12 protein-coding genes are annotated in these 13,503 nt (G+C 59.8%); 5 read left to right on the top strand and 7 right to left on the bottom strand.

The features are described 5' to 3' along the window. Nucleotide 1 precedes the first annotated feature (1 nt). From betA to betI, 3 genes are all read right to left on the bottom strand, one after another. Nucleotides 2-1,651, bottom strand: coding sequence for a choline dehydrogenase (gene betA, locus AKG12_RS02370; protein WP_052817472.1), 1,650 nt, complete (start codon nucleotides 1,649-1,651; stop codon nucleotides 2-4). Between the two features lie 231 nt (nucleotides 1,652-1,882). Continuing rightward, nucleotides 1,883-3,364 carry a betaine-aldehyde dehydrogenase gene (gene betB, locus AKG12_RS02365; RefSeq protein ID WP_052817470.1) on the bottom strand — a complete coding sequence of 494 codons (1,482 nt, stop codon included), beginning with the start codon at nucleotides 3,362-3,364 and terminating at the stop codon, nucleotides 1,883-1,885. 12 nt (nucleotides 3,365-3,376) lie between these two features. Then, entirely contained in the window at nucleotides 3,377-3,997 is a 621-nt protein-coding gene (gene betI, locus AKG12_RS02360) for a transcriptional regulator BetI (RefSeq protein WP_046798552.1), read from the bottom strand. A gap of 393 nt (nucleotides 3,998-4,390) precedes the next feature. On the opposite strand from betI, the gene AKG12_RS02355 reads away from it, so the two are divergent. The 5 genes from AKG12_RS02355 (at nucleotide 4,391) to AKG12_RS02335 (ending at nucleotide 8,666) form a co-directional block, all read left to right on the top strand. After that, nucleotides 4,391-4,627, top strand: coding sequence for a ribbon-helix-helix domain-containing protein (locus tag AKG12_RS02355; protein WP_046798932.1), 237 nt, complete (start codon nucleotides 4,391-4,393; stop codon nucleotides 4,625-4,627). Nucleotides 4,628-4,806: 179 nt separating this feature from the next. Then, nucleotides 4,807-6,609: a GGDEF domain-containing protein gene (locus tag AKG12_RS02350; protein WP_052817468.1), complete on the top strand. Its 1,803-nt coding sequence runs from the start codon at nucleotides 4,807-4,809 to the stop codon at nucleotides 6,607-6,609. Nucleotides 6,610-6,945: 336 nt separating this feature from the next. Further along, complete coding sequence (locus tag AKG12_RS02345; RefSeq protein ID WP_052817465.1) at nucleotides 6,946-7,959, top strand: NAD(P)H-quinone oxidoreductase; 1,014 nt, start codon at nucleotides 6,946-6,948, stop codon at nucleotides 7,957-7,959. Nucleotides 7,960-8,022: 63 nt separating this feature from the next. Further along, nucleotides 8,023-8,304, top strand: a complete 282-nt coding sequence (locus tag AKG12_RS02340; RefSeq protein ID WP_052817463.1) for a toxin-antitoxin system TumE family protein — start codon at nucleotides 8,023-8,025, stop codon at nucleotides 8,302-8,304. Then, nucleotides 8,301-8,666, top strand: a complete 366-nt coding sequence (locus AKG12_RS02335) for an HVO_A0114 family putative DNA-binding protein (RefSeq protein WP_052817461.1) — start codon at nucleotides 8,301-8,303, stop codon at nucleotides 8,664-8,666. The genes AKG12_RS02340 and AKG12_RS02335 overlap by 4 nt, the downstream gene beginning before the upstream one ends. Before the next feature lie 510 nt (nucleotides 8,667-9,176). Here AKG12_RS02335 and AKG12_RS02330 read toward each other — a convergent pair. From AKG12_RS02330 to AKG12_RS02315, 4 genes are all read right to left on the bottom strand, one after another. Then, nucleotides 9,177-10,217: a sulfate/molybdate ABC transporter ATP-binding protein gene (locus tag AKG12_RS02330; RefSeq protein WP_052817875.1), complete on the bottom strand. Its 1,041-nt coding sequence runs from the start codon at nucleotides 10,215-10,217 to the stop codon at nucleotides 9,177-9,179. 11 nt (nucleotides 10,218-10,228) lie between these two features. Beyond that, nucleotides 10,229-11,101, bottom strand: coding sequence for a sulfate ABC transporter permease subunit CysW (gene cysW, locus AKG12_RS02325; RefSeq protein WP_052817460.1), 873 nt, complete (start codon nucleotides 11,099-11,101; stop codon nucleotides 10,229-10,231). After that, a complete protein-coding gene (gene cysT / locus AKG12_RS02320) occupies nucleotides 11,094-11,951 on the bottom strand; it encodes a sulfate ABC transporter permease subunit CysT (RefSeq protein ID WP_010971172.1) in 858 nt (285 codons plus the stop codon). The genes cysW and cysT overlap by 8 nt, the downstream gene beginning before the upstream one ends. Before the next feature lie 196 nt (nucleotides 11,952-12,147). After that, complete coding sequence (locus tag AKG12_RS02315; protein ID WP_046798547.1) at nucleotides 12,148-13,173, bottom strand: sulfate ABC transporter substrate-binding protein; 1,026 nt, start codon at nucleotides 13,171-13,173, stop codon at nucleotides 12,148-12,150. Between the last annotated feature and the right edge of the window lie 330 nt (nucleotides 13,174-13,503).

The raw sequence follows: 13,503 nt of genomic DNA, 5'->3' as shown, positions 1-13,503 counted from the left end.
CTCACCGGTCGCTGACGGCCGCGCGCGGGTTCGTCCAAGGTTCCTGATTGGAACGCGGCAGCGGGGTCTTGCCGAGAATATGATCGGCCGCCTTTTCACCGGTCATGATCGACGGGCCGTTCAGGTTGCCATAGGTCACATGCGGGAAGATCGAGCTGTCGGCAACCCTCAATCCCTCAACGCCGATCACCCGGCATTCGGGATCGACCACGGCCATCGGGTCGTCCCTGTCGCCCATCCGGCAGGTGCCGCAGGGGTGATAGGCGCTTTCAAGATGTTCCCGCAAAAAGGCGTCGATCTCATCGTCGCTCGCCACTTTTTCACCCGGCTGGATTTCCGGTCCGCGAAAATCGTCAAAGGCTTTCTGGCTGAAGATTTCACGCGTCAGGCGCACGCAATGGCGGAACTTCTCCCAGTCTTCCGGGTGGCTCATATAATTGAAACGAATGACGGGGTCGTCCTTCGGATCGGCGGAGCGGAGCGTGACGTTGCCGCGTGATTTTGACAGGTTATAGCCGACATGCACTTGAAAACCATGGCTTTTCGCGGCCGCCTTGCCGTCATAGGAAATGGCGACGGGCAGGAAATGATACTGGATATCAGGCTGCTTCAGGCCCGGTGCGGAGCGCAGGAAGGCGCAGGCCTCGAACTGGTTGGAGGCGCCGAGCCCGCCTTTCGACAGCAGCCATTGCGCACCGGCCACTCCCTGCCAGAACCATGGCAGCCAGGAATATAGCGAGACGGGCTTGGTGGAGACCTGCTGGAAATAGAACTCCATATGGTCCTGGAGGTTTGCGCCGACACCCGGACGATCCGCCTTCACCTCGATGCCCATCTCAGCCAGATGCGCGGCGGGGCCGATGCCCGAAAGCATCAGCAGTTTCGGCGAATTGAAGGAGGAGGCGGAAACGATGACTTCGCGATTGGCCTTGATGGTTTCGACCACGCCCTTGCGCTCGATCTCGACACCCACGGCGCGGCCGTTCTCGATGACGATCTTGCGGGCGAAACCGCTAACCAGCGTGACATTGCCGCGCTTCAGCGCCGGCCGCAGATAGGCGTTGGCGGCGGACCAGCGACGGCCGTTGTGGATGGTCTGCTCCATAAGGCCGAAACCTTCCTGCTTGGAGCCGTTATAGTCGTCCGTCAGTTCGAAGCCCGCCTGTGCGCCGGCCTGAATGAAGGCATGGAACAGAGGATTATTCACCGGCCCGCGCTGCACATGCAGCGGCCCATCCGTGCCACGCCATCCCTCCTCGCCGCCATGGCTGTGTTCCATGCGCTTGAAATAGGGCAGCACATCCGCATAGGCCCAGCCATGCGCGCCAAGCTCTTCCCAGCGGTTGAAATCCTCCGCATGGCCGCGCACATAAACGAGGCCGTTGATGGAAGACGAACCGCCGATGACTTTTCCGCGCGGCGCCGTAATTCTGCGGTTGTCGAGGTTCGGCTCGGGCTCGGAGAGATAACCCCAATTATAGCGCTTCATGCTCATCGGCCATGCGAGTGCGGCCGGCATCTGGATGAAGGGGCCGAAATCCGATCCACCGGCCTCGATGACAATCACCGAATAACGGCCGTCTTCGGACAGGCGGTAGGCGATGGCGGAACCTGCGGAGCCGGAGCCGACGATGATGTAATCTGCTTGCATGATCTGCTCTCTCCGATGAGCGTTGGTTCCGATTGATTGCTGGCGGGTGGGGCTTCACCCCCCTCTGCCCTGCCGGGCATCTCCCCCTCAAGGGGGGAGATCGATCTGCGGCGAGGTTTCGCCCATCTCAATGTTTGCGAATGAGGTGGCGGTAGCGCCTCCTGCCGATCTCCCCCCTTGAGGGGGAGATGCCCGGCAGGGCAGAGGGGGGTAAGCCTCACCCGCCAACCGTCAATAAGGCGCGTCCACCTTCCCCGTGCTCACATAAACCGTCTTCAACTCGCTATAATGCTCCAGCGCCGCCGCCGAATTCTCCCGCCCGAAGCCGGATTGTTTCGAGCCGCCAAACGGGATTTCCACCGGGCAGAGATTGTACGTATTGATCCACAGCGTACCGGCCTCCAGCCCATCCACCACACGGTGGGCGCGGGCAAGGTCGGCGGTAAAGACGCCGCCGGCCAGCCCGAATTCCGTGGCGTTGGCGCGGGCGAGAACCTCGTCCTCATCGTCGAAATCCAGAACACACATGACAGGGCCGAAGATTTCTTCGCGGGCAATGGTCATGTTGTCGGTCACATCGGCAAACACGGTCGGCTGCACGTAAGCGCCCTCACCCGCAACATTGTTGGGAATGCCGCCACCGGTGACGAGTGTTGCGCCTTCCGCCTTGCCCTTTTCGATATAGGCGAGAACCTTCTCCTGCTGGGCTTTGGAGACCAGCGGGCCGAGATGGGTGGCATAGTCGAGCGGATCGCCGAGGATCATCGCCTCGGTGCGGCGCTTCAGGTTTTCGAGGAAGCGGTCCTTGGCCTTTTTCTGCACGAAGACGCGCGTGCCATTGGAGCAGACCTGCCCTGAGGAATAAAAATTCCCGAGCATCGCACCGCCGACCGCGCTTTCGATATCGGCATCGTCGAAGACGATCAGCGGCGACTTGCCGCCGAGTTCCATCGTCACGTGCTTCAGATGCCCGGCAGCGGCGGCGGCCACCTTGCGGCCGGTCGGCACCGAGCCGGTGAGCGAGACCTTGGCGACATCGGGGTGATTGACCAATAACGGGCCAGTATCGCGATCACCCTGAATGACGTTGAACAGGCCCTTGGGCAGTCCCGCCTCGATGAGGATTTCGGCAATCTTCAAGGCGCCGAGCGGGGTGTTTTCCGAGGGTTTGAAGACCATGGCGTTGCCGGCGACAAGCGCAGGGGCCGCCTTCCAGCAGGCGATCTGCTGCGGATAGTTCCAGGCGCCGATACCGACGCAGACGCCGAGCGGCACGCGTTTGGTATAGGCGAAATCGCCACCAAGCGGGATGTAATCGCCGTTCAGTGCCGAAGGTGCGATGCCGCCGAAAAATTCGAAGGCATCCGCACCTGATGTCGGGTCGGCGACGATGGTTTCCTGAATGGGCTTGCCGGTATCCAGCGTCTCGAGCGTCGAAAGCGCGTCGTTGCGTTCACGCATGATATCGGCGGCGCGCTTGAGGATACGGCCACGGGCCATGGGGCTCATCGCCGCCCATTCCTTCTGGGCGCGTTTGGCCGAGGCGATGGCGCGCTCGACAATCGCCGGGGTTGCCGCATGCAGCCTTGCGATGACCTCACCGGTGGCCGGAAAGATGCTTTCGAAAAGGGTGCCGGTATTGTCTTCGACATAGTCGCCGTCGATAAAATGCGAAGCTTTGGGCTGCGCCTTAAGCGGCGTCGCAATGGTCATGTCAAAGTCTCCTTAAAGAACGCGGATGGACGGCCTAGGGCGCTGTCCATCGGGATAGGGTTTGAGCTGCATGTCGAAATAATCCTCGACAAGCGCCGGCGCGGAAGCGAGGCCGAGCGGGGCTGAATGCAGGCTGTGTCTGATATAAAGCCCGTCGATGAGGGCCGCCGCCCCCTCCGCAATGCGTGCGGCATCATCGGGCGGGCAGAGCCGGTTGAGGCTTGCCATGAGGTTGGAGCGCAGGCGGCGGGAATAAATCACCAGCAGCCGCCGGGTTTCCTCCGAACGCTGCGCCTCGACATAAAAGGCAAGCCATGCCGCCACCGTTTCCGGCGTGAACTGATCGCTCTGGAAGGAGACATGCACGATGGCACTCAGCCTTTCACGCGGACCGGAAGCGCGGGTCAGCGCGGCGACGGCATCGCGCCTGAGGTCGCGCAGCAGGCTGCGGATGGTTTCGAGAAGAAGCTGCTGCTTGCTGCCGAAATAATGATGCGCAAGGGCCGCCGACACGCCCGCTTCCCGGGCGATGTCAGACATCGTCACATTCAGCGAACCATGGTGGCCGATGGTGCGCAGCGCCGCATCAACAAGCGCCTTGCGGCGCAGAGGCTCCATTCCGATCTTGGGCATAATCGTCTCCTTGACGGATGGCAAATTATTCTTGATTGATCAATCAATCAATAAAAAATGCGCCATTTCATGTCGCGGATTTGCGATGGATCATATTTTCCATCGCCCTGTTCCGATAATCTCATCAATGCCGAGCAGCGTTATGAACCCGCCGCTGCTGCGCGGCTCGCATCCGCTCACTTCCCCTCCTCACAGGGGAAAAACTAAACCGTGATATACTGCGAATTGGGAATGAAACGCGTTTCGTGCTAATATGAGAAGTGATACAAATTTCGCTGGAAGCGGCGCCAGACGAAAAACGATAAAAACGCCCGCCATAGACCACGACGGTACCCGGTCCGCAAACTGGACATCAAAGGTTCGATCGCAGTGTTTAAAGAAGGGAGTGATATCATGCCAATGGTAACAGTATCGATTTCCCCGGAACAGGCAGCAAGAATGCGCGAGGCCGTGAATTGCGGCGCTTACGCATCCGGCAGCGAGGTCGTCAGGGCCGCGCTGCGGCTATGGGCGGCCTCTGCACAGCACAACACGGAAACAAGCCCTGCCGCCCCTGTCGAAGCGGACCGGGAACGCATGAATGTTGCGGAACTCTACGCCGCTCACACCGGGCACGCACGCCGGGCCTGATGCTTGCCCGACAACCCCGCATATTGAGGGGGCTGTGATAAAACGTTCATCAAAGCTTCACAGTCGTGAAAGCTTTTGTTGACCTGTCATCTGCAATTGTTCGCCGTAAAAGAAGCGGCCCCTTTATGGCGCATTTTCGCGCCATGCAATCAAGGAGCCGGCCAATTGCGGAGAACGAAATGCAGGCCGTCACGATGGAGAATGATGTCATAAGGCGATTTGCCTCCGGGCACATGTTTCCCATGGCGAAGCTTGTACTTGAAACCGCGTTTCAGCCGATTGTCGAGGCGACGACGGGCACGATTTTCGGTTATGAATCGCTGATGCGCGGCCATGACCGGCTCGGTTTTTCCAATCCGCTGGCGCTTCTCGACCAGGCTGCTGCCGACGGCGAACTGAAGGCTTTCGAGCAGATGCTGGCAAGCCGCGCGCTGGCAAAGTTCTCCACCCTTCCCGACTTTTCCTCCACCACGCTGTTCCTCAATCTCGATGTGCGGCTGATCCCGCATGGCGACGCCATTCTCGACAAGCTCGTCGGCCATCTGGCGCGGGCAGGCATTCCGGCCTCCTCCATCTGCTTTGAGCTTTCCGAACGTTTCGACAATACCAGCGTGCCGGAATTCACGGCGCTGATTGCCCGTATGCGCAAGGAAGGCTTCAAGCTGGCGATCGATGATTTCGGCGCCGGTCACGGCGAGATGAAGCTTTTGTGCGACTATCCGCTGGACTACCTGAAGATCGACCGGCACTTCATCAGTGGCGTCGATCATCTTCCGCGCAAACAGCACCTCGTTCGCAACATCGTCAACATCGCCCATGTTCTCGGTGTGCGGGTGATTGCGGAAGGCATCGAAACGGAAGCGGAGTTTCTGACCTGCCGCGAATATGGCGTCGATCTGGTGCAGGGCTGGCTGATCGCCAAGCCGACCGTCTTCACCAGCGAGCTTCCAGAGAGCTTTCCGCACCTCAACCGCATGGGCGTGGCGCGGCGCAGCAGCCAGTCGCTGGATGAAATATTGATCCGCCGGGAAATTGAGCGTCTTCCCACCGTCTATGAGCATGACAGCGTCGATAATGTCTTCGAACTGTTTCGCAGAAACCCGCAGCAGGCATTTTTTCCGGTTCTCAACGCCAATGGCGAACCGCGCGGCGTCATCAACGAATATCACCTCAAGGAATATATCTACCGGCCTTTCGGTCGCGACCTGCTCAAGAACAAGATCTATGAGCGCACCATCTCCCATTTCGTCGATCCCGCGCCGATCGTCGGTCTTGATGCGGATGCCGACCAGTTGATGAACATGTTCGCCAGCATGGGCGGCAGCGCCTGCATCATCCTGACCGAGAACATGCGTTACGCCGGCATCGTCTCGGCGGCCTCGCTCATCAAGGTCATCAATGAAAAACAGCTGAAGATGGCGCAGGACCAGAACCCGCTGACCGCGCTGCCCGGTAACCGTGCCATTGGCGGCTTCATTGCCGACAGCTGCGGCGACGGCGACGAGACGCGGTTTTTCTGCTATTGCGACTTCGACAATTTCAAACCCTTCAACGACAAATACGGCTTCAACGCCGGTGACCACGCCATTACCCTGTTTTCAGCGCTGATGCGCCGCTACTTTTTTGCCGGCGACTGCTTTCTCGGCCATATTGGCGGCGACGATTTCTTCATCGGCGCGCGGGACTGGACGGTGGAGGAACTGACGGAAATCCTCGAACGCCTGCTCAGCGATTTTCATGACGACGTGGCGGAACTCTATTCGCCGGAGGACCGGCAGGCAGGCCGCATGGTCGGCCTCGACCGGCGCGGCAATGAGCGGGATTTCGCCCTGCTGCGCTGCTCGATCGGTGTGCTCACCCTGCCGAAAGGGCTGATCATCGCCAATCCCGAACGCATCGGCAGCGAAATCGCCGGGGTCAAGACAGCCGCGAAGGAAAACGAAAGCGGCCTCGTCATCCGGGTGTTCGGCGAGACGAATTGAGAAATAGACTCTGGGCTTGGGATGCGTTCGCCTCTGCGTGCGTCGCTCACCCCCCTCTGTCCTGCCGGACATCTCCCCCTCAAGGGGGGAGATCGGCAAGAAGCGCTACAGCCACGTCATTCTCTGAAATCGAGACGGCCGAAACCTCACGGCATGTCGATCTCCCCCCTTGAGGGGGAGATGTCCGGCAGGACAGAGGGGGTGAGCGGCATACTCCAAGCCCGTGTCGTCCAAAAACGTGCAGCGCGCCGCAGCGTCAAAGAGCCGCCTTCCCTAAAGGACGCATCCGGCCTACATCTTAAGGTAACGCCAATGCTCAGGGAGTTGCCCTCGCCCATGTCCGACCCCACGACCCTGCCCGAAACAATGCGCTTCATCGACCTTCCTTCCCATGGCGGCCCGGAGGTCATGCGGCTTTCGCAGATGGCTTTGCCGAAACCCGCCAAAGGCGAGATTCTGGTCAAGGTCGAGGCGACGGGCGTCAACCGTCCCGATGTCGCGCAGAGACAGGGCATCTATCCGCCGCCCAAGGATGCAAGCCCGATCCTCGGCCTGGAGATTGCCGGAGAAGTCGTTGCTCTCGGCGAAGGTGTCACCGAATTCAAGCCGGGCGATAAAATCTGCGCGCTCGCCAATGGCGGCGGTTACGCAGAATATTGCACCGTGCCGGCCAGTCAGTCCCTGCCCTTCCCCAAGGGTTATGATGCCGTCAAAGCCGCAGCGCTGCCGGAAACCTTCTTCACTGTCTGGGCCAATCTCTTCCAGATGGCGGGCCTCACCGAAGGCGAAAGCGTGCTGATCCACGGCGGCACCAGCGGCATCGGCACGACGGCCATCCAGCTCGCCAAAGCATTTGGTGCGGAGGTCTATGCCACGGCCGGCTCAGCGGAAAAATGCGACGCCTGCGTCAAGCTCGGCGCCAAACGGGCGATCAATTACCGCGAAGAGGATTTCGCCGCCGTCATCAAGGCCGAGACCGGCGGCAAGGGCGTGGATGTGGTTCTCGACATGATCGGCGCGGCCTATTTCGAAAAGAACATCGCCGCGCTCGCCAGGGACGGCTGCCTCTCCATCATCGCCTTTCTGGGTGGCACGACGGCCGATAAAGTCGATCTGCGGCCCATCATGGTCAAACGCCTCACCGTCACCGGCTCCACCATGCGGCCCCGCACCGCCGAAGAAAAACGAGCGATCCGCGACGACCTCATCGAGCTGGTCTGGCCGCTCATCGAAAGCGGTAAAGTCGCACCGGTGATCAACCGGGTCTTTGCGCTGGATGAGGTCGTGGAAGCGCACCGGCTGATGGAAAGCAGCAATCATATCGGCAAGATCGTGATGCGGGTGTCGTGACGCCATGAACCGGGCCCGTTGTTTTGATTGACAACAGACGAGTGGGTTGTCATGAATAACAACATGAAGGCGGTCCTGATCGAAAAGACCCGCAAAGTGATCGATGAGACGGCCTTCTTCGAGGTTGTCTTGTGGCACCTGCCCGAGCCTGTTCCCGGAAGCGACCATCCGTTCAAATACCGGCTGGCGCTGGTGGTCAGAGGGGAATGTGTTCTGCGTTATGACAATGAACGTGGCAAAGGCGATCATCGTCATATGGACGGGCATGAAGACGCCATTGCATTCACCAGGCTCGAAGCCCTGTTCGATGCTTTTCAGGCGGATATGGAAAGGATTTTGTCATGACGGCACTTACTGTACGTCTCGGCACTGTTGACGACATTAAAAGCCGGTTCGCTGCCGCCGGAAACCTCGCCATGTCCGGAAAGCCGGTGGAGGCGAAACCATCCGTCGAATTTTCCAGCTATGAGGACCTGCACCGCATTCTCGCGCCGCTGCGCCTTGCCATCGTCAAGGTTCTGGCCGGACAGGGACCGCTTTCGATCCGTGAGGTCGCACGTCGGGTTGGCCGGGATGTGCAGGCCGTCCATCGCGACGTGACGACGCTGCTCCACGCGGGCATTATCGACAGGAGCGAGGTCGGGATCGAGTTTCCCTATGACAGCATCCACTTCGAATTCGACGTGAAGGCGGGAGAAGCGGCGTAAGCGCCGGAGGCCGATGACGGCGGAACCTCTTGCATTACTCACGAATCGTACTACCTTCTAGTTATGTTCAACGTATCGGAAGGAGGTGATCCAATGTCTAGTGAGATTTCGGTCTCTGGTGCAGGCAATGGAAAGGGTGTGTTTTCGACGGGGCAACCCTCGGCGTAAACCTCTTGCCTTCGGAACGTTGAGAAACAGTCCCGGGTCTGTAAACAGGACCAAACTCATGGAAGGGTCGCTTCGGCGGCCCTTTTCCGTTTCCGGGTTATTTGCCTTTGATGACGACGCGCGTGCGGATGCCCCTGCGGCAGGTTCGGTGCCCTACGTTGCCTTGAAACTTCTCTCCCGTCATGCCGGGCTTGATCCGGCATCCAGCAGACGCGAGTCTGCGCGGCGAGAAGGAAGCCTTTCAGCCCAAGGACTTGGGCTGGCTGGATATCGGCTCAAGGCCGGTATGACGGAGAACTGGGAGAGCGGCGGATCATCGACCGTCAATTACGGTCACGTCCCCTACTTCTTCCCGAACACCTTCCACCGTGTCGGGCGGAAGCGCAGTTCTGCGCCCACGGCCACGGCGGCGTTGAGCGGGACTTCGATTTCGAGGTGATAGGGCTCGTGGCCGTTATTAGCGATGTCGATTTCGGCGATACGGGTGCCCGCGAGGCGGCGACAGGTGGTGACCTTGCCGTAAAGCGCGTCCTTCTCCTGCGTCAGCACCACATCTTCCGGACGGAAGAAAAGCTCGCCCTCGCCCGTGCCGCTCTCATCGATGCCGATGCTTTCACCCTGAAACAGCACATGGCCGTCACGGATCGTTACCGGCAGGCTGGAGGATTCGCCGATGAAGGAGAAAACGAAGGGGGAGTTGGGCGTGTCGTAGACATCGTCTGCCGTGCCGACCTGTTCGATCTTGCCCTGGCTCATGACAACGACGCGGTCGGCCAGTTCCAGCGCCTCTTCCTGATCGTGGGTGACGAAAACAGTGGTGTGGCCGGTACGGTCGTGGAATTCGCGCAGCCAGCGGCGCAGCTCCTTGCGCACCTTGGCGTCGAGCGCGCCGAAGGGTTCATCGAGAAGCAGGACCTTCGGCTCGATGGCGACGGCGCGGGCGAGCGCCACGCGCTGGCGCTGGCCGCCGGAAAGCTGGGTGGGGTAGCGCTTTTCGAGACCGGAGAGATGCACCATGTCGAGAAGCTCGGACACCCGCCTGCGGATTTCCGCCTTTGGCGGGCGCTTGGCGGAGGGGCGCACCTTCAGGCCGAAGGCGATATTGTCGGCCACCGTCATATGGCGGAACAGCGCATAGTGCTGGAACACGAAACCGACATTGCGCTCCTGCACCGTGCGGTGGGACGCATCCTCATCACCGAAGAAGATTTGACCCTGCGTCGGCTGTTCGAGGCCGGCGATCAGACGCAAGAGCGTCGTCTTGCCGGAACCGGAAGGACCGAGCAGCGCGATCAGCTCGCCTGAGCGTATGTCGAGCGACACGTCGTTCAGCGCCGGAAAGCGATCGAACTGCTTGGTGATGCCGGAAACTTTCACTTCCATGAAGATGCCTTTCAATGCTTGCCGGCTGCGTTGCCCGCGCCAAAGCGTATTTCGAGAATGGTTTTGAGAACGAGCGTCACGAGCGCCAGACCGGCCAGCAGCGTCGCCACCGCAAAGGCAGCGCCGATATTGTACTCATTATAGAGTATCTCGACATGCAGCGGCATGGTGTTGGTCTCGCCGCGAATATGGCCTGATACGACAGAGACGGCGCCGAACTCACCCATGGCGCGGGCGTTGCAGAGCAGCACGCCGTAAAGCAGGCCCCATTTGATATTGGGCAGCGTGACATACCAGAAGGTCTGCCAGCCGGACGCGCCGAGCGAAATCGCCGCCTCCTCGTCGCCATTGCCCTGATCCTGCATCAGCGGGATCAGTTCACGCGCGACGAAGGGAAAGGTGACGAAGATGGTGGCCAGCACGATGCCGGGCACCGCGAAGAGGATTTCGATGCCGTAACTCTTCAGCCATGGCCCGAGCACGCTGTGGGCGGAGAACAGGATGACATAGACCAGACCGGAAATAACCGGCGAGATCGAAAACGGCAGGTCGATGAGCGTTATCAGGAACGCTTTGCCCTTGAACTCAAATTTGGCGATCGCCCAGGCGGCGGCAACCCCGAAGACCACATTGAGCGGCACCGAGATGGCGGCGACAAGCAGCGTGAGGCGGATGGCGGAGAACGCATCCGGCTCCACAATCGCTTCCCAGAAGGCATCCGCGCCCTTGCGGAAGGCTTCGAAGAAGACTGAGACGAGCGGCAACACGAGGAAGGCCGCGAGGAACAGGAAGGCAACGGCGATCAGCGCCAGACGGGCGGGAAGGCTTTCGCTGGCGGGATCACGAAACGGCCGGGGGGACGTGCGGGAAGCGGTCTCAGACATAACCGTACCTCTTGCGGCTCCAGGCCTGAATGAGATTGATGAGGAACAGCATGGCAAACGAGATGATCAGCATGATGGTGGCGATGCCAGTCGCGGCCGCATAATTGAACTCCTCCAGCCTGATGACGATGAGGAGCGGCGCGATTTCCGAGACATACGGAATGTTGCCGGCGATGAAGATGACTGAGCCATATTCGCCGACGCCGCGCGCGAAGGCGAGCGCGAAACCCGTGAGGATGGCGGGCGTGAGGCTCGGCAGCAGCACTCTTGTGATGGTCTGGAAACGGTTGGCGCCGAGCGTGGCCGCCACCTCCTCCACCTGCCGGTCGATCTCTTCCATGACCGGCTGCACCGTGCGAACCACGAAAGGCAGGCCGATGAAGATCAACGCAATGACGATGCCGGTCGGCGTAAACGCGATCTTGATGCCGAAGGGTTCGAACAGCGAACCGACCCAGCCGCGATTGGCGTAAAGCGTGGTGAGCGCGATACCGGCGACCGCCGTTGGCAGGGCAAAGGGCAGATCGACAATGGCATCGACAAAACGGCGACCGGGAAACCGGTAACGTGTCAGCACCCAGGCGACGATGACGCCGAAAACGGCGTTGACCAGAGCGGCGATGAAGGCCGTGCCGAAGCTGACGCGCAGCGCATTCAGCGTTCGGCTATCCGTGGCAATCGCAATGAAATCTGCAAAACCAAGTTTCGCCGTGGACCAGACAAGGCCGCCGAGCGGAATAAGAATGATGAGAAACAGATAGGTGACGGTGTAACCAAACGTCAGGCCGAAGCCGGGTATGACGCTCGACTGCCGCCATTTCCACCTGTTTCCGGATGTATTATTGCTCATCAAGGCTCCGGATAATCTTTGTTTTTGTACATTTCCAGGACAGGAAACCGGGGTCCACTTTTCTTGGAAATGCCCTCTGGGAGCCGGCGTTCCCCGGCGTTTATTATAAAGTATCGACCGGCACGGCGTCCGGTCGATCAGGTTCTTATTGTCTTGTCCCTGCGGACGGGTGATCGCGTTTCACCCCATCATCCGCTTACTTTGCGGGCTTGTAAATCTGGTCGAAGATGCCGCCATCACCGAAATGTTCCGGCTGCGCCTTGGCCCAACCACCGAAGATCGGGTCGTCGATGGTGACGAGCTTGATATCGGGCAGCTGCTTCAGCAGATCCTTGGAGACCACGGCGGGGTTGGACGGGCGGTAGAAGTGCTTGGCCGCAATATTCTGTCCCTCATCGGAATAGAGATATTGCAGATAGGCTTCCGCCGCCTTGCGGGTGCCCTTGGCGTCGACATTCGCATCGACCACCGCGACCGGCGGTTCGGCAAGGATCGAGATCGGCGGCACGACGATATCGAAGGCGTCAGCGCCGAATTCCTGACCGGCGAGATAGGCTTCGTTTTCCCAGGCCAGCAGCACGTCGCCAATCTGGCGCTGCGCGAAGGTGACCGTGGAGCCGCGGGCGCCGGTATCGAGAACCGGGGCGCGCTTGTAGAGATCACCGACATAGGCCTTGATCTTGTCCTGGTCGCCCTTGAACTCTTCATTGGCCCAGGCCCAGGCGGCAAGGTAGTTCCAGCGGGCGCCGCCCGAGGTTTTGGGGTTCGGCGTAACGATCTGGATATCGCCCTTCACCAGATCGCCCCAATTATGGATGCCCTTGGGATTACCCTTGCGCACCAGGAAAACGATTGTAGAGGTGTAGGGCGAGGAGTTGTGCGGCAGGCGGGTGCGCCAGTCCTTGTTGATCTTGCCGGAATTCTGGACGATGGCGTCGATGTCACTCTGCAGCGCCAGCGTCACCACATCCGCTTCCAGACCATCGATGACGGAACGCGCCTGCTTGCCGGAGCCGCCATGCGACTGCTGGATCGTGACGTCCTCACCGGTATCGGCCTTCCACTTCTTGGCGAAAGCTTCGTTGAAATCCTTGTAGAGCTCACGGGTCGGATCATAGGACACGTTGAGCAGCTTGGTCTGCGCGGCGGCCGAGCCAGCGCCGCCAAGTGCCAGTGAAAGGCTAAGCGCGACAACGCTCAAACCGGACAGAAGCTTGGACATCGGTATTCCCTCCTGATTGCGATGGCTTAACTCTACCGGTTGAGTAGAGTTGGTCAATGAGGCCGAATACGATCGAAAAAGTGTTTCCCAAGAGCGTTTCCCCGGGCAACAAATACAGCGCAGCATAAGCGAAAGGCGCAACAAGCGTCGTGTAAAACTTTGCTGAATGCAAAACCGTTTCACTTTTTTGGCGATTTTTTGCCGCGATGGCGAAAAATATTATGGGGTTTTAGACGATTTTTTCGTTTTGAAGGAACGAGGCAAGGGGACCATTACAATCTCCTCATCCGTCATTCCGGCCCTGAGCCGGAATCCAGCCAGCCCAAGTCC

The sequence above is a fragment of the Agrobacterium sp. SUL3 genome, assembly GCF_001263295.1.
GTDB lineage: Bacteria > Pseudomonadota > Alphaproteobacteria > Rhizobiales > Rhizobiaceae > Agrobacterium > Agrobacterium tomkonis.
Note: the sequence above shows the minus strand (reverse complement) of the source record. Positions and strands in the feature narration are given on the sequence as shown.